The organism is Pseudarthrobacter sp. IC2-21 (genome assembly GCF_034048115.1).
In the GTDB taxonomy this organism is placed as follows: domain Bacteria; phylum Actinomycetota; class Actinomycetes; order Actinomycetales; family Micrococcaceae; genus Arthrobacter; species Arthrobacter naphthalenicus.
Genome location: NZ_CP139145.1, coordinates 2,369,117 through 2,385,108 on the forward strand (window position 1 = coordinate 2,369,117; position 15,992 = coordinate 2,385,108).

Consider the following 15,992-nt stretch of genomic DNA (forward strand, 5'->3'; position numbering starts at 1 on the left):
GCGCCGGGCAGAACCCTGCGCAGGAGATTGCGTTTCCTGGCTGCTGGAAGATTCTGAGGACGCGGGAGGAAGGACATAGGTCGAAGCCAAAGGAGACATCCCTTCGCCGGTACTAACCGGACAGGTTCAACGGGTGTGGATCTCAGCCGGCCCTTTGCGCGGCACCCCGTGTCAGTAACCCACCCTAGCGTTTACCCGCGTTTGCCGCCTCACATGAAGCCGAAACGGCGGAAGCCCGCACCGCCCCGGAAAAGGGCTGTGCGGGCTTCCGTGGAGGTGTCCAAGCCAACGGGTCAGAGTTCCGAAGCGGGTACTCCTACGCCGAGGATAATCGGCGCGTTGGTTTCTTTCGGCGCAGCCGCCGCACGGGCTTCGGTGCGCTCCGGCGCCTTGGCAGCATGCGTATGACCGGCACTGGCGACCTGAACGGCTTCGTGATGCTCCACCGTGGTGGCGTTGGCTGCGCCCTGGGCTCGGCTCGCGCTCCGGTTCCGCCGCGGACGGCGGGCCCGGGGCTGCTCGGTGTGGTCGGAATAGTCCTTCTCCGCCACGGCGGGAGCCTGGGCAGGCGCCTGGGCCTGGGCCTGGGCAGGTGCCTGGGCCTGGGCCTGGGCGGGAGCCTCGGCAGGCGCCTGCCGGGCAGGCTCGGCGGGGGCAGCCGGGGCCGGTTCGCCAAGCTTGGCGAACGCCTCCGCCAGGCGGTCCAGGGTCAGCGCCGGAGCCTGGGGCTGTTCCTCGTGATGCTCCACGAACGGCAGCACCACCTGCTCGCCGCCGAACGTGAGGACCGCGGCAGGGCGGCCGGTGCTGTCCGTTTCGGACGGATGTGCCGGCGTCGAAGCAGGGGTTGCCGTGCCGGGGGTGCTGCCGGCAGCGCCATGGGCTACTTCCTCGTCGTGCAGGTGGGCGGCGTGTGCAGCGGCCGCGATGTTGGCCAGGGCCACCCTTGTCGCTTCAGCCTTGGCATGGCGTTCGGCATCTGTCGGATCAGGGTGGACCGTGTGGATCTGCACGGGAGCTGCCGGCGCTACGTCCAGCGGCTGGCCGCCGCGGCCGCGGCGGCGCTTCCGGTCGGTCCGGGCGCCCTGCTGGGCTTCCGGGCGGGCGTCGTTGCGCTGGTTGTCCGGCCGCTGTGTGTCCGGCCGGGTGTCCGCCCGCTGCACGTGGTGCTCGGCGGCGACGGTGTTGGCGCGGCGGTGCTCCACAGGATCGTCGTGGGTGACAATTCCGCGGCCGGCGCAGGCCTCGCACTGTTCCCCGAAGACTTCCAGAAGACCGGTGCCCATGCGCTTGCGCGTCATCTGCACCAGACCCAGCGAAGTCACCTCAGCCACCTGATGCTTGGTGCGGTCACGGCCCAGGCATTCCACCATGCGGCGGAGCACGAGGTCGCGGTTGGACTCAAGGACCATGTCGATGAAGTCGATGACAATGATGCCGCCGATGTCCCGGAGCCGGAGCTGCCGGACCACTTCTTCGGCCGCTTCGAGGTTGTTCTTGGTGACGGTTTCCTCGAGGTTGCCGCCGCTGCCGGTGAACTTTCCGGTGTTGACGTCCACCACGGTCATGGCTTCGGTCCGGTCGATGACCAGCGAGCCGCCGGAGGGCAGGAAGACCTTGCGTTCGAGTGCTTTGTGGATCTGCTCGTCGATCCGCCAGGCCGAGAAGATGTCCTGGTCCTTGGTCCACTTTTCCAGCCGGCCCACCAGGTCCGGGGCCACGTAGGTTACGTAGGCCTCGATGGTGTCCCAGGCCTCTTCACCGGAGACGATCAGCTTCGAGAAGTCCTCGTTGAAGACGTCACGGACCACCTTGATGGTGAGGTCCGGTTCGCCGTACAGCAGTTCGGGGGCGAGGATCTTGGTGGAGGTGGACTGGCTTTCAATGCCCTCCCACTGTGCACGCAGGCGGTTGATGTCATGTGTGAGTTCCTCTTCAGAGGCACCCTCCGCGGCGGTGCGGACGATCACACCGGCGTGCTCAGGCAAACGGTCCTTGAGGATGCGCTTGAGGCGGTTGCGTTCGACGTCGGGCAGTTTGCGGGAGATGCCCGTCATGGAGCCGCCCGGGACGTAGACCAGGTAACGGCCCGGGAGGGAGATCTGGCTGGTCAGCCGGGCACCCTTGTGTCCCACGGGGTCCTTGGTCACCTGGACCAGGACGGTGTCCCCTGACTTGAGCGCATTTTCGATCCGGCGCTGCTTGCCTTCGAGGTTAACCGCGTCCCAGTTCACTTCACCGGCGTACAGCACGGCGTTGCGGCCGCGACCGATGTCAACGAATGCTGCTTCCATGGAGGGCAGGACGTTCTGCACCTTGCCGAGGTAGACGTTGCCGATCAGGGAGTCCTGCTGGGTCTTGGAGACAAAGTGCTCCGCCAGGACGCCGTCCTCGAGGACACCGATCTGGATTCTGTCGTCGCGCTGGCGGACGATCATCTGACGGTCCACGGATTCGCGGCGGGCCAGGAACTCGGCCTCGGTGATCACGGTCCTGCGGCGGCCGGTGTCGCGGGATTCGCGGCGGCGCTGCTTCTTGGCTTCGAGCCGGGTGGAGCCCTTCACACTGGTCACGCGGTTGTTGACCGGCGCTTCGGTAACTGCCCGCGGAGCCCGTACCCGGGTCACCGTGTTGGGCGGATCGTCGTCTCCGCCCCCGGTCAGCTCCAGGTCCTGGTCGCCACGGCGGCGGCGGCGGCGACGGCGGGAGGTCACACCTTCGTCGTTCTGGACGGCGGTTTCGTCGTCGTCGTCACCGGCACCGTCCTCGGCGCCTTCGGAACCATCGGTGTCGGCCCCGGCCTCGGTATCACCGGCGCGGCTGCGGCCTCGGCGGCCGCGGCTGCGGCGACGCCGGCGGCCGTTGGCGTCATCGCCTTCGCCCTCTTCGGCGTCGTCCTCTTCCGCCTCTTCCACCGCTGCCGGAACAGGGCGGACGACGGCGGTCAGGTCCGGTGCCTGGAACAGGACCGATGTGGCTGAGCCCGGTTCCAGGAACAGCGAACCAAACGGGCTGGGCGGCTCTTCGGCCGGAGCAGCAGGTGCGGTCACAGCAGCCGCGGTTTCCGCGGCAGGGGTTACAGCGGCCGGGGTTACAGCGGCAGGTGCGGCAGCAGGCGTTGTGGCGGGGGCAGCGGCGCCAGGCGCGTCCTGCGCTTCGGCGGCGGGGGTGCCAGCGGCTGCCGGTTCTGCCGGCACGGCGGCGGCTTCCGGTGCTGAAACGTTCGGCGCGGAGGTCTTTCGGGTGGCTACCCGACGGCGGCGGACCGGCTTCGTGTCGGCGTCCGCCGGCTCGGAAGCCGCGGGGCCGGCCGTGGCAGGCGCCGCTTCCCCTTCTGCGGCGGGGGGTTCAGTGTTCTCCACGGCGAAGGCAGGCAGCGGTTCCGCGGCTTCGGGCTTCTTGCGGGCGCGGGTCCGGCGGACGGGGGCCTTGGTGTCCGCGGCAGCCTCAACGACGGCAACTGACTCCAGGACCGCGGCCGTCTCAGCGTCGGTATCGGTCAGGGACGGCTCAGTGGCGGATGTTGCGACAGCCGCCTTCGGGGCTGCTTTGCGGCGGGTTCGGGGAGCCTTCGGCGCCACCTCGGGAGTTTCAGGAGTCCCTGTTTCAGCATTAACGGCTGGTACGTGTTCATTTTCCATATGTAGCTACACTCCTGCCCCTGATGTGCCGCCACATCCGGCACCCAATGGGGCACATATTGTCAAAACCCGCAGGCGTTGACAGAAGTCAAGTGGATACTCCCAGGTTCGCACCGGCAATGGGGTGCGGCAGCCCGTGGGAGCCGTCGGCTGTGTCCTGAAACCCGTTGTTCTACACGCCACAACCAGGTGCCGACCAATGGAATTGCGGGAGGCCGGATCAGAGAATCCAAAGCCTGCCCTGCTCATCATTGGCGGTCTTGAAACAAGCCACCGGACCGGAGTCCGAATGTGGGTCGGCCTCCAGCCATGTTCATTCTCTCACACCCCGGCCCCGGGACTGCGGAAGCGCGGTCAACGAATCCGCTCCGGAGAGCCGGGCTGCCAGGGCGGCTGAGGTGCGGTGCTGGCCGAGCCGCCCTATTTGCTGAGGGGTGTGTTCAGCCGCCGGCGTTACAATCGGGCTAGGAGCACCCGAAACAAAGGACGCCAGACACCATGCCCAGTATGTCCCCGCACGGTACCGACACCACGCCTGCTTCCCGCACGGTCGGGGCCTCCCCCGCTGGAACACCTTCCAGCGAGGTGGCGGAGAGGACGGCACCCGGCCTGCCGCGCATGACCCGCAACCGGCCTTTCGGCTGGCTGATGGTGATCACGGGCATCATCGGCTGGCTTGCCTCGGGAACCCTGGTCCTGGAAAAGCTCGAAGTCCTCAAGGATCCCAACCACGTCACAGTGTGCGACGTGAATCCTTGGATTTCCTGCGGCCAGGTGATGCAGACCTGGCAGAGCGCGGTGTTCGGGTTCCCCAACATGTTCATCGGCATTGTGGCTTTCGCCGTCATCATCACCGCGGGCATGGCCCTGCTGTCCGGCGCCACGTTTGCCCGCTGGTACTGGGTGGGGCTTCAGGCCGGCGTCACCCTGGGTTTCGCGTTTGTGGTGTGGCTGTGGTCCCAGGCGCTGTACTCGATCCACATCCTGTGCCCGTTCTGCATGATCGTCTGGGCGGCCATGATCCCGCTGTTCGTCTGGGTCACCATCAGGAATATTAGCCACGGCGTGATCCCCATGCCCTCAGGCGCGGCCAAGGTCCTGGGCGATTCGGGCTGGATCATCACGGCGCTGCTCTATGTCGCCGTCATCGCCACCATCTTCTTCGCCTTTATTCAAGTGTTCGCGGGCACGTCCGGCTTCTAGCACACACAGAGAAAAGCCCCCGTTTCCGAAGAAACGGGGGCTTTTCTGTGTGCGCGGGGCGGGGTCACTTGGTGCCCGATGGACAGCCCGGAGCGGGCTTTAAGAGACCCCGCGTTCCCTAGCCCTGAAACCAGATCTTGATTTCGCGTTCGGCCGAGTCCACGGAGTCGGAGCCGTGAACCAGGTTCTGCTGGACCTTCAGGCCCCAGTCGCGGCCGAAGTCGCCACGGATGGTCCCGGGGGCAGCCGTGGTGGGGTCGGTGGTTCCGGCGAGGGACCGGAAGCCTTCAATGACGCGGTGGCCTTCGAAGATCGCGGCCACTACCGGGCCGCTCAGCATGAATTCCACAAGGGGCTCGTAGAACGGCTTGCCCACGTGCTCTTCGTAGTGCTGCTCCAGGAGTTCGCGGCTGGCGTCAACTTTTTTCAGCTCGGCGAGGGTGTACCCCTTGGCCTCAATGCGGCTCAGGATAGCGCCGCTGAGGTTGCGGGCCACGCCGTCGGGCTTGATCAAAACGAGGGTGCGCTCAATGCTCACAGTTGCTCCAATGCGTTTGGGGGGTTTCGGGACAAGTCTACGAGGCCGGCGGGGTGTCCCCGTGCGCGGCGTTCCATTCAGCCTGCTCGCGTTCGCGCTGCGCGGACTCCGAGTCGATCCTGATCCCGGTGCGGATCCCGTACCACCAAGCCAGGCCGAACAGTGCGCCCACCAGGAACATCATCGGCTCCACGATTCCGGTGAGGATCAGCACGATCTGAAGGATCCAGCCCAGTGCCACTCCCCACGGCTTGGAGAGCACCGCACAGGCGAATACCATGACCAGGCTGAGCGCAATGCCGGTCCCCAGAATCAGGGCCGGCGGGAATTCACCGCGCCTGAGTCCGAAGACGGCAAGGGTGGCAAAAAAGACCACAAAAGCTTCGAGCAGCAGGACCGTGGAGGCGAACATCACCTTGGTGGAACGCCGCTTTTTGGGCATCCCCGGACGCCATTCACGTTGTGCCTTGGTCAGCTTTGCCACGGCTAGGCCTCCGTCTTTCCAAGCAGGATCCGGGCCTCGGCCACCAGGGTGATCGAACCGGTCACCAGGACGCCGCCGGACAGGTCATCGTTGGCTTCAGCACGTTCCACAGCCCACTCCAGGGCGTCGTCGAGCTTCTCCGCAATGTGGATGTTGTCCTCGCCAAACCCCAGTTCCACGGCCAGTTCCGCCAGCTCCGCCGCCGGGACAGCGCGCGGGGAGTTGGACTGCGTGAAGCAGTATTCCTCCGCCAGGCCGCCCAGGGATTCCTTGAGCTGGCGCAGGATCTCCTCGGCGTCCTTCTCCTTCAGCACCCCTACCACCGGGACAAGCCGGGTGAAGGTGAAGGCTTCCTGGATTGCTTCGGCGGAGACTTTGATGCCGTCCGGGTTGTGGGCTGCATCCACAATGATGGTGGGTGCGGTCCGGACAACCTCCAGCCGGCCCGGCGAGGTGACGGACGCGAAGGCTTCCTGCAGCACTTCTGGGTCCAATTCCTTCTCGCCGCCGAAGAAGGCTTCGAGCGCTGCCACGGCCACCGCGGCGTTCTGGGCCTGATGCGCGCCGTGCAGCGGCAACAACAGGTCCGGGTACCGGCCGGCGATGCCCTGGATGCTGACTACCTGCCCGCCCACGGCAACGGTCCGTGACTCGACGCCGAATTCGACGCCTTCGAAGCGGAACGGCACCCCTACGTCCTTGGCCTTTTCAAGCAGCACCTGGGCAGCGTCAACAGGCTGTGCGGCGCTGACGAGGTAGCCGCCGGGTTTGATGATGCCGGCCTTTTCGTAGGCGATGTCTTCGGTGGTGTCGCCCAGCAGGTCCGTGTGGTCCAGCGAGATGGGCGTGATCACCGAGACCTGTCCGTCGCCCACGTTGGTGGCGTCGGTGATGCCGCCGAGGCCCACCTCGATGACGGCAACGTTAACCGGCTGGTCAGCGAAGATGGCGAAGCCCAGAATGGTCAGGCACTCAAAATAGGTCAGCCGGGGCTCCCCTTCGGCCTCCAGCTCGGAATCGACAATCTGCAGGTAGGGCCGGATCTCATCCCAGATGCGGACGAATGTTTCGTCGCTGACGGGGTGGCCGTCGATGCTGATGCGCTCGGTGACCTTGGACAGGTGCGGGCTGGTGTAGCGGCCGGTGCTCAGGCCGTGGGCACGCAGCCCGGCTTCGATCATCCGGGCCGTGGAGGTCTTGCCATTGGTACCGGTGACGTGGATGATCGGGTACGCCTTGTTGGGCTCGCCCAGAACGTCCATGGCCCGGAACAGGGGCGCCAGCCGCGGCTCCATCTTGTTTTCGGGCGCACGCCCCAGCAGCTCGGCGTAGACGCTTTCTACGGAAAATTCGTCAGTCATGGCTCAGGCCTCTGCTTTTTCGACGGTGATGCGGGGGTCGCCGGACTCGGCCGGAACAGTGTCCAGCTCAAGGGTCAGGGTTTCGGTCTTGACCAGCTCGGTGTTGGCCACCAGCGCATCCAGGACAGCCTGGCTGGCCGTCACGGTGGTCCGGATCCGGTCGCTGACATTCAGCCCGGCGTCCTTGCGTGCCTGCTGGATGGCCCGCACCAGATCGCGGGCGGTTCCTTCGGCTTCGAGCTCCGGGGTGAGCTCAGTGTTGAGCACCACGAATCCGCCGCCGGGCAGCACCGCTACTGACGCCGATCCGCCGTCGGCCTCTGCCACCACAGTCTCCAGGGTGTACTCCTGCGGTTCCAGCTCCAGACCACCGGCGGTGACCACGCCCTCGTCGGAAACGGACCAGTCGCCGGACTTGGAGCCCTTGATGGCCTGCTGGACGTTTTTGCCCAGGCGCGGTCCGGCGGCCCGGGCGTTGACCACGAGCTTCTGCTCGATGCCGAATTCCTCCGGGGAGGCGCTCTCTGCGTCCAGCAGCCGGACGGAACGGATGTTCAGTTCATCGGCGACGACGGCGGCGAAACCTTCCAGCGCATCCGCGCCGGGTGCCACGACAGTCAGTTCCTGCAGCGGCAGGCGGACGCGGAGGTTCGCGGCCTTGCGGAGCGAGGACCCGGTGGAGCAGATCTGCTGCACGCGGTCCATCGCTTCCACCAGCGCGGCGTTGGCCGGGAAGAGGTCAGCGTCCGGCCAGTCGGCCAGGTGCACTGAGCGGCCCCCGGTCAGGCCGCGCCAGATCTCCTCGGAGACCAGCGGCAGCAGCGAGGCGGCCACGCGGGACACCGTCTCCAGCGCGGTGTACAGGGCGTCGAACGCGTCGGCACTTTCATCGAAGAAGCGCTGGCGGCTGCGGCGCACGTACCAGTTGGTGAGCATGTCCAGGTAGCTGCGCAGTTCGTCGCAGGCGCCGGAGATGTCGTAGCTGTCCAGTTGCGCGGTCATGTTGCGGACCAGGTCCCCGGTGTTGGCCAGCAGGTACTGGTCCAGGGTGTCGGCGTAGCCGTCGCAGCGAAGCTTTGCCTCGTACCCGGCCGCTTGTCCTGCAGCAGCGTTCGCGGCGTTGGTGTACAGCGTAAAGAAGCTGTAGACATTCCACAGCGGCAGAATGACCTGGCGGACGCCGTCGCGGATTCCCTGTTCGGTGACCACCAGGTTTCCGCCGCGCAGGATGGGGCTGGACATCAGGAACCAGCGCATGGCATCTGACCCGTCGCGGTCCAGGACTTCGGAGACGTCGGGGTAGTTGCGCAGGCTCTTGGACATCTTCTGCCCGTCAGAGCCCAGCACGATGCCGTGGCTGATGACGTTCCGGAAGGCCGGCCGGTCAAAGAGCGCGGTGGAGAGGATGTGCAGCATGTAGAACCAGCCGCGGGTCTGACCGATGTACTCCACAATGAAGTCGGCCGGGTTGTGCGTGTCGAACCAGGCTTCGTTTTCGAACGGGTAGTGGACCTGGCCGTACGGCATGGAGCCGGAGTCAAACCAGACGTCCAGGACGTCCTCCACGCGGCGCATCACGGACTGGCCCTCTTCGGGGGTCCGGGGATCGTCCGGGTTCGGGCGGGTCAGTTCGTCGATGAAGGGGCGGTGCAGGTCCACCTGGCCGGCCTTGTTCAGCGGCAGCCGGCCGAAGTCGGCCTCGATCTCGGCGAGGGAGCCGTAGACGTCGGTGCGCGGGAATTCGGGGTCGCTGGACTGCCACACCGGGATGGGGCTGCCCCAGTAGCGGTTGCGGCTGATGGACCAGTCGCGGGCGTTGGCCAGCCACTTGCCGAACTGGCCGTCCTTGACGTTCCCCGGGATCCAGTTGATCTCCTGGTTCAGCTCGGACATCCGGTCCTTGAACTTGGTCACTTCCACGTACCAGGAGGACACTGCGCGGTAGATCAGCGGGTTGCGGCAGCGCCAGCAATGCGGGTAGCTGTGTTCGTAGCTGGCCTGGCGGACCAGGCGTCCCTGGGCGCGGAGCACCTGGGTGATGGGCTTGTTGGCGTCGAACACCTGCAGGCCCACGATGTCGTGAAGGTCGCCGTGGCTGAAGAGCGGCAGGAACTTGGCACCCTCGTCCACGGACAGGACCACCGGGATGCCGGCTTCTTCACAGACCTTCTGGTCGTCCTCGCCGTAGGCGGGGGCCTGGTGCACGATGCCGGTGCCGTCGGTGGTGGTGACGTAATCCGCCACCAGGAAGCGCCAGGCGTTCTGGGTGCCGTACTTTTCGGTGTCGCTGAAATCGTGCCACAGCGGCTGGTACTGCAGGCCCTCAAGTTCCGCGCCCGTGTGGGTTGACACGACGGCGGCCTCGGCGGAGGCGAAGTCCTCGTAGCCCAGGTCCTTGGCATACGTCGAGAGCAGGTCGGCGGCCAGCAGGAAGCTGCCGGTGACCGGTGCGTCCGGCGCGGCAGCCTTCACGCCACCGGGACCGGCAGGGAGGACGGCGTAAGTGATGGAAGGGCCGACGGCGAGCGCAAGGTTCGTGGGTAGCGTCCAGGGGGTGGTGGTCCAGGCGAGCGCCTGAACGCCGGCCAGCTGCCGGGACAGTTCCGACTCCCCCGCCGTGATGGGGAAGGTGACGGTAACGGTCTGGTCCTGGCGGTTCTTGTAGACGTCGTCATCCATGCGCAGTTCATGGTTGGACAGCGGCGTCTCGTCCTTCCAGCAGTACGGCAGCACTCGGTAGCCGTTGTAGGTCAGGCCCTTTTCGTGCAGCTGCTTGAAGGCCCAGAGAACGGACTCCATGTACTCGACATTGAGCGTCTTGTAGTCGTTGTCGAAGTCAACCCAGCGGGCCTGGCGGGTGACGTAGCTCTTCCACTCGTCGGCGTACTTCATGACCGAGGCTCGGCAGGCATCGTTGAACTTGTCGATGCCCATGGCCTCGATCTGGGTCTTGTCCGTCATGCCCAGCTGCTTCATGGCTTCGAGTTCGGCGGGCAGCCCGTGGGTGTCCCAGCCGAAGCGGCGCTCAACCCGGCGGCCGCGCTGGGTCTGGTAGCGGCCCACCAGGTCCTTGGCGTAACCGGTCAGCAGGTGGCCGTAGTGCGGGAGGCCATTGGCGAAGGGAGGTCCGTCGTAGAAGACGAATTCGTTGCTGCCCGGCTGGCCGCCGGGCGCATCGGCGCTGCGCTGGTCGATGCTGGCCTGGAAGGTGCCGTCCTGCTCCCAGTACTTCAGGATGCGCTCTTCGATCTCCGGGAACTTCACGGAGGCAGAGACGCCGGCGCCGCTCGAAGCGGTGGCCGAAGGGGAAGATGAGGCTTTGGGATAATACGTCATTCTCGACATCCTGGGTTGAACTGGTGAACCGTCCGGACACTGCCAGCCGGTTCTTTTCAGGATGCGAGGACGGCTCCTGTGTTGTCCTGGGACTGTTGTCCCGGGACGACACACTGACCGCGGTACCACCTCACTTACCGGCGCTGCACCTGCTCCGCGAAGAGCCGGGGCCGCACCGGCCGCTCATTACAGCTGTAACGGGCATACCCGTCCGGTTCTAATGACACCGCTGCCGGTTTCCAGGCGGTCGGTGCGTTCTTCCGGAAGCTCACCGGTGATAGCCGGGTCATAGCCACCATAGAGTCTACTATCGCCGGGCCGTTCACCGCCATTCCCGGGCACCCGCGAAGAGTAGGGCATGGTTAGGGGGTCCGATTCGTAGGAAGACGCGTGACCGGGCCCAATAATGGACGGTATGCAGAGGGCCGGTGTCCGCGGGCGCAGCAGGCAGTTCCGGCGTATCGGCGCCGGGGTTTGCTGGGCCGTGGCGGTGGTCCTCTGCCTGCCCGGCGCATTGCTGACCGTCCTGCGTCTTGTCCGGTGGGATCTGGGCACCCCCTGGATTCAGCTGCTGTCCTTGTTTCCGGCCACTCTTGCATTCACGACGGCGGCGCTGGCGGCCGCCGTGCTGGCGGTTTGCCTGAGCTCCCGGCTCAGCCGGACGATCCTCGCTGCGGCGGCGACGGCCCTTCTCCTGATTCAGCTGCAGCTGGTGGCGCCGGGCCTGTTACCCCGTGACTTGCCCCGTGACCGACCAGGCGCGGCACCCCAGGCCGCGGCCGCAGCTGGCGGTCCCATCCCCGGCACGGGCCGGACGGTGACCGTGATGGCCCTCAATGTGGGGTCCTCGGGAGTTGACTCCACGGTGCTCCTGAAAGAGGCCCTTGCCCGCAAGGCCGACATTCTGGCGCTGCCGGAACTGGGCCCTCCCGGCCTGGAAGCTTTGGAGGCCGCGGGAATCGCAGCGGACTTCCCCTACCGCTCGGTGGATGTTGATTGGGCCGGAGTGGGCAGTGCGATCTTTTCAAGGTTCCCGTTGCAGGCATCCGGGCGTGTGCCGGACAGCGCCTTCTACCAAAGCACGGGGGTGGTGACCGTTCCCGGCGCGGCCGGTGCCATCCGCCTGGCTGCCATCCATGTTGATTCCCCCCGTCCCGGCCGCATCCCCGGCTGGCGTCAGGAGCTCCGGCAGCTGGGCGGGCTCCGGCAGGATGTGCCCGGGCCGGCCTCAACCATCCTGCTGGGTGACTTTAATGCCAGCTACGATCACCGCGAGTTCCGTGAACTGCTGGCCACGGGCCTCACGGATGCCGCGCAGGCTGCAGGCCAGGGCATGACACCGACCTGGCCGGCCGGCTCGCGGGTCCCGCTGTTCGTTGCGCTCGACCATGTCCTGGTCACGGCCGACATCGGGATCCGAAGCTTCGCCACCGTCGCCGTTCCCGGCACCGACCATGCCGGTGTTATCGCGGAGCTTGTCCTGCCGGGTTAAGGCTCACCCCGGATGCCCCCGGGCATTCTGTCCCGGTCAGCCTGTCCCGTCAGCCCTTGCGGATGAGCTTATGCGTGGCGGCCTGGGCAACCGGCCGGATGATGATCTGGTCCAGGTTGACGTGGTGCGGCGCGCTGACGGCATACCGGACCACGTCGGCCACGTCCTCTGCGGTGAGGGGCTTCTCCACACCCTGGTAGACCTTCGACGCTGCCTGCGCATCGCCCAGCCGGTTCAGTGCGAACTCCTCGGTCTGAACCAGGCCGGGCGCCACCTCGATGACCCGCAGGTTGTTCTCCGCCTCCTCCAGGCGCAGCGCGCCGGTCAGGGCGTGCTGGGCGAACTTGGCCGCGTTGTACCCCGCCCCGCCCTCATAGGCCACCAGGCCGGCCGTGGAGGTCAGGTTCAGGACCGTCCCCTCACCGTTGGCCCGGAGCATGGGCAGGAACGCCCGCGTGAGCTTCAGGGTGCCCAGAACGTTGACCCGGTACATCCAATCCCAGTCATCGGTGTTGGCAGTGGCCACGGGATCAGCGCCGCGCGCGCCCCCGGCGATGTTGATCAGCGTTCCCGCGCCCCCTGCTTCGGTGACTTTGGCGAGAAGCCGTTCGACGTCGTCGTCCTCTGCAATGTCAGCGGGGATCCCGACGGCGCCGGTCTCAGTTTCCAGGGCAGCCAGCCGTTCGGCGCGGCGCGCCACTGCGAAGACGGTCCAGCCGTCCGCCCGCAAGGCTCGGACAGTGGCCTCGCCAATGCCGGTGCTGGCGCCGGTAACAACGGCGGCCCGGTTGGGGTTGGAATTGTTCTGTGCGGCGGGGTCCTGCGCGGAACCGGTCTGTGCATCGTGAGTCATGGCACCACCCTAACGGCCCGGCGGCGCGGGATGCTGTTGTATGAACTCCAAGAGCACCTGCGCGTGGTTCACCTCAGGATCCCGGGCCGCATAAAGGAGTGTGACCCTTGTATGGGTCGCTGCCAGGTCATGAAGCGCGGCAACGGCAGGGTTGTTCTCGAGCTCCTGCCTGTAATGCTGCCTGAAGTCTTCGAAGCGCTCTTTCATGTGGCCGAAGTCCTTCCGGAGCGGTTCCGAGGGGGCAATCTCCTTCAGCCACATGTCCAGCCGCGCGTTCTCCTTGCTCAGTCCGCGGGGCCAGAGCCTGTCCACCAGAACCCGGCAGCCGTCGTCGTCCGCCGGTTCCGCATAGATGCGCTTGATCCCAAAAGTTGCCGCCGACGTACCCATACGCCGCATGCTACTGGAGTCGCGGGACCACGGGGCCGATGAGTCCATGAAACAATTGCCAAATGGCTGATGACACTCAGGGTACAGACACGCCCTCCACCGCCCCTATCAACGTTCCGGATAAGCCCGCCCTTGAGGGGCTCGAAGCTGCCCTGACGCAGCGCTGGCTTGCCGAAGGGACCTACAAATTCAACCCGGACACCACCCGGGAGCAGGTCTACTCGATCGACACTCCCCCGCCCACCGCCTCAGGTTCACTGCATGTGGGGCACATGTTCTCCTTCACGCAGACCGATGTGCTGGCCCGTTACCAGCGCATGATCGGCAAGAACGTGTTCTACCCGATGGGCTGGGATGACAACGGGCTGCCCACCGAACGCCGCGTGCAGAACTACTACGGCGTCCGCTGCGACCCGGCCATCCCGTACAACGCCGATTACCAGCCGCCGGCGCAGCCGGCCAAGAACCAGCGCGATTTCGACGTCGTCTCGCGCCGGAACTTCATCGAACTGTGTGAAGAACTGGCTGTGGAGGACGAGAAGGTCTTCGAGAGCCTGTTCCAGCAGCTCGGCCTTTCGGTGGACTGGCAGCTGACCTACCGAACCATCGATGACTCCTCACGCCAGGTCTCGCAGCGGGCCTTCCTGGCCAACCTCGCGGCCGGCAATGCCTACATGGCCGAGGCCCCCACCCTGTGGGACGTCACGTTCCGCACCGCCGTGGCCCAGGCTGAACTTGAGGACCGGGAAGTGGCCGGCGCCTACTACCGGTACCCGTTCTTCACCGAGGACGGCGAGAAGATCTACATCGAGACCACCCGTCCCGAATTGCTCGCAGCGTGCGCCGCCCTGGTGGCAAACCCCGACGACGAGCGGTACCAGCCGCTGTTCGGCAAGAAGGTCACCTCCCCCGTTTTCGGCGTCGAGGTTGAGGTCAGGGCCCACCCGCTGGCCAAGGCGGACAAGGGGTCCGGCATCGCCATGGTCTGCACCTTCGGCGACCTCACCGACGTCACCTGGTGGCGCGAACTCCAGCTGCCCACCCGGGCAATCGTGGGCCGCGACGGCCGGATCATCGGCGACACTCCGGACTGGATCACCACCGACGCCGGCCGCGCCGCTTTTGAAGCGATCGCCGGCAAGACCGTGTTCAGCGCCAAGGAGGCCGTCGTCGAGCGCCTGGCCGCCGAGGACCTGATCGACGGCGAGCCCAAAAAGATCATGCACCCGGTGAACTTCTACGAGAAGGGCGACAAGCCCCTCGAAGTGGTCACCTCCCGCCAGTGGTACTACCGCAACGGCGGCCGCGAGGAAGATCGCCGCGAACGCCTGATCGCGCGCGGTCACGAAATCGATTTCCACCCCGCCTTCATGCGGTCCCGCTACGAGAACTGGATTTCCGGCCTGAACGGGGACTGGCTGGTTTCCCGGCAGCGCTTCTTCGGCGTGCCGATCCCCGTCTGGTACCCGCTGGACGCAGACGGCAACCCCGACTACGACGCACCCATCGTGCCGTCGGACGACCAGCTGCCGGTGGACCCCGCCGCGGACGCCGCCCCCGGCTACGACGAGGCGCAGCGCGACGTTCCCGGCGGCTTCACCGGTGACGCCGACATCCTCGACACCTGGGCCACGTCCTCCCTGACGCCCCAGATCGTGGGCGGCTGGAGCCGGGACGAGGACCTTTTCGCGAAGGTCTTCCCGTTCGACCTCCGCCCCCAGGGCCACGACATCATCCGCACCTGGCTCTTCTCCTCGGTGGTCCAGGCCGACGCTCTGCAGAACGTTGCGCCGTGGAAGCATGCGGCCATCTCGGGCTGGATCCTGGACCCGGACCGCAAGAAGATGTCCAAGTCCAAGGGCAACGTGGTGGTTCCCACCGACGTGCTGGACGAATTCGGCTCCGACGCGGTCCGCTACTGGGCCACCTCGGCCAAGCTTGGCGCGGACACGGCGTACGAGATCGCGCAGATGAAGATCGGCCGCCGGCTGGCCATCAAGCTGCTCAACGCCTCCAAGTTCGTCCTGAACCTTGGCGCCACCGAAAACTCCGTGGTTTCCACTGACCTGGCGGTGCTCACCAACCCCTTGGACCGCGCTGTGCTGGCGCAGCTGGCTGAGGTGGTCCAGCAGTCCACGAAGGCCTTCGATAACTACGACTACGCCCGCGCCCTGCAGATCACCGAGAGCTTCTTCTGGCAGTTCACGGACGACTACGTGGAGCTCATCAAGGACCGCGCCTACGGTGCTGCCGGCGAAGCAGAGCAGGCATCGGTCCTGGCTGCCCTCGCCACAAGCCTGGACACGCTGCTGCGCCTGTTTGCCCCGTTCCTGCCCTTCGCCACCGAGGAGGTCTGGGGCTGGTGGCGTACCGGGTCCGTGCACCGGGCCGCATGGCCTGCCGCCGTTTTGGTCGACGGCGACACCACCCTGCTGGCCACCGTGGGTACTGCCCTCAGCGGGGTCCGCAAGGCCAAGTCCGAAGCCAAGGTCAAGCAGCGCACCGAGGTCCTCTCGGCCACCATCACGGCTTCGGAGTCGCTGACCACCCAGCTCAAGGCCGGGCTGGGCGACCTGAAGGCCGCCTCGAATGCCCGCGAACTGACCCTGGTGGCAGGCGACGGCGAACTTACCGTCAGTGACGTGGTGCTGGCGGCCCCGGAGGAACAGCCGGTCGCCTGACCTCAGGCCCCTC

10 protein-coding genes and 1 riboswitch are annotated in these 15,992 nt (G+C 66.3%); of the genes, 3 read left to right on the plus strand and 7 right to left on the minus strand.

Annotated elements, in window-relative coordinates; all coding sequences use genetic code 11:
- Positions 1 to 81: 81 nt before the first annotated feature.
- A riboswitch (TPP riboswitch) is annotated at positions 82 to 179 on the minus strand.
- A gap of 114 nt (positions 180 to 293) precedes the next feature.
- Entirely contained in the window at positions 294 to 3,641 is a 3,348-nt protein-coding gene (locus tag SBP01_RS10930) for an Rne/Rng family ribonuclease (RefSeq protein WP_320535797.1), read from the minus strand.
- A 498-nt stretch (positions 3,642 to 4,139) separates the two neighbouring features.
- Here SBP01_RS10930 and SBP01_RS10935 point away from each other — a divergent pair, with 498 nt between their 5' ends.
- Positions 4,140 to 4,844 (plus strand): vitamin K epoxide reductase family protein, encoded by a 705-nt coding sequence (locus SBP01_RS10935; RefSeq protein ID WP_275215711.1) that lies wholly within the window; start codon positions 4,140 to 4,142, stop codon positions 4,842 to 4,844.
- A 118-nt stretch (positions 4,845 to 4,962) separates the two neighbouring features.
- On the opposite strand, the gene ndk is transcribed toward SBP01_RS10935, so the two are convergent.
- Genes ndk through ileS form a run of 4 tightly spaced genes read right to left on the minus strand, consistent with a single transcriptional unit; the run spans position 4,963 to position 10,563 of the window.
- Complete coding sequence (gene ndk, locus SBP01_RS10940) at positions 4,963 to 5,382, minus strand: nucleoside-diphosphate kinase (RefSeq protein WP_275215710.1); 420 nt, start codon at positions 5,380 to 5,382, stop codon at positions 4,963 to 4,965.
- 37 nt (positions 5,383 to 5,419) lie between these two features.
- Positions 5,420 to 5,866, minus strand: a complete 447-nt coding sequence (locus tag SBP01_RS10945) for a DUF4233 domain-containing protein (RefSeq protein ID WP_275215709.1) — start codon at positions 5,864 to 5,866, stop codon at positions 5,420 to 5,422.
- Positions 5,867 to 5,868: 2 nt separating this feature from the next.
- Complete coding sequence (locus SBP01_RS10950) at positions 5,869 to 7,227, minus strand: bifunctional folylpolyglutamate synthase/dihydrofolate synthase (RefSeq protein ID WP_275215708.1); 1,359 nt, start codon at positions 7,225 to 7,227, stop codon at positions 5,869 to 5,871.
- Between the two features lie 3 nt (positions 7,228 to 7,230).
- Positions 7,231 to 10,563 (minus strand): isoleucine--tRNA ligase, encoded by a 3,333-nt coding sequence (ileS, locus tag SBP01_RS10955; RefSeq protein ID WP_320535798.1) that lies wholly within the window; start codon positions 10,561 to 10,563, stop codon positions 7,231 to 7,233.
- Positions 10,564 to 10,978: 415 nt separating this feature from the next.
- On the opposite strand from ileS, the gene SBP01_RS10960 reads away from it, so the two are divergent.
- On the plus strand, positions 10,979 to 12,055 hold the full coding sequence (locus tag SBP01_RS10960; RefSeq protein ID WP_320535799.1) for an endonuclease/exonuclease/phosphatase family protein: 1,077 nt from the start codon (positions 10,979 to 10,981) through the stop codon (positions 12,053 to 12,055).
- A gap of 49 nt (positions 12,056 to 12,104) precedes the next feature.
- Here SBP01_RS10960 and SBP01_RS10965 read toward each other — a convergent pair whose 3' ends face one another.
- Complete coding sequence (locus SBP01_RS10965) at positions 12,105 to 12,908, minus strand: SDR family oxidoreductase (protein ID WP_275216107.1); 804 nt, start codon at positions 12,906 to 12,908, stop codon at positions 12,105 to 12,107.
- Positions 12,909 to 12,917: 9 nt separating this feature from the next.
- Positions 12,918 to 13,307 carry a DUF488 domain-containing protein gene (locus SBP01_RS10970; protein ID WP_414004216.1) on the minus strand — a complete coding sequence of 130 codons (390 nt, stop codon included), beginning with the start codon at positions 13,305 to 13,307 and terminating at the stop codon, positions 12,918 to 12,920.
- A 53-nt stretch (positions 13,308 to 13,360) separates the two neighbouring features.
- Between SBP01_RS10970 and valS the strand changes: the two genes are divergently transcribed.
- Positions 13,361 to 15,979, plus strand: a complete 2,619-nt coding sequence (gene valS, locus SBP01_RS10975; protein ID WP_275216104.1) for a valine--tRNA ligase — start codon at positions 13,361 to 13,363, stop codon at positions 15,977 to 15,979.
- The last annotated feature ends 13 nt before the right edge of the window (positions 15,980 to 15,992 follow it).

Bases quoted from the DNA above. Each gene is read 5' to 3' on its own strand.
- SBP01_RS10930 (WP_320535797.1), bottom strand. From the start codon at position 3,641: ATGGAAAATGAACACGTACCAGCCGTTAATGCTGAAACAGGGACTCCT.
- SBP01_RS10935 (WP_275215711.1), top strand. From the start codon at position 4,140: ATGCCCAGTATGTCCCCGCACGGTACCGACACCACGCCTGCTTCCCGC.
- SBP01_RS10950 (WP_275215708.1), bottom strand. From the start codon at position 7,227: ATGACTGACGAATTTTCCGTAGAAAGCGTCTACGCCGAGCTGCTGGGG.
- ileS (WP_320535798.1), bottom strand. From the start codon at position 10,563: ATGACGTATTATCCCAAAGCCTCATCTTCCCCTTCGGCCACCGCTTCG.
- SBP01_RS10960 (WP_320535799.1), top strand. From the start codon at position 10,979: ATGCAGAGGGCCGGTGTCCGCGGGCGCAGCAGGCAGTTCCGGCGTATC.
- SBP01_RS10965 (WP_275216107.1), bottom strand. From the start codon at position 12,908: ATGACTCACGATGCACAGACCGGTTCCGCGCAGGACCCCGCCGCACAG.
- SBP01_RS10970 (WP_414004216.1), bottom strand. From the start codon at position 13,307: ATGCGGCGTATGGGTACGTCGGCGGCAACTTTTGGGATCAAGCGCATC.
- valS (WP_275216104.1), top strand. From the start codon at position 13,361: ATGGCTGATGACACTCAGGGTACAGACACGCCCTCCACCGCCCCTATC.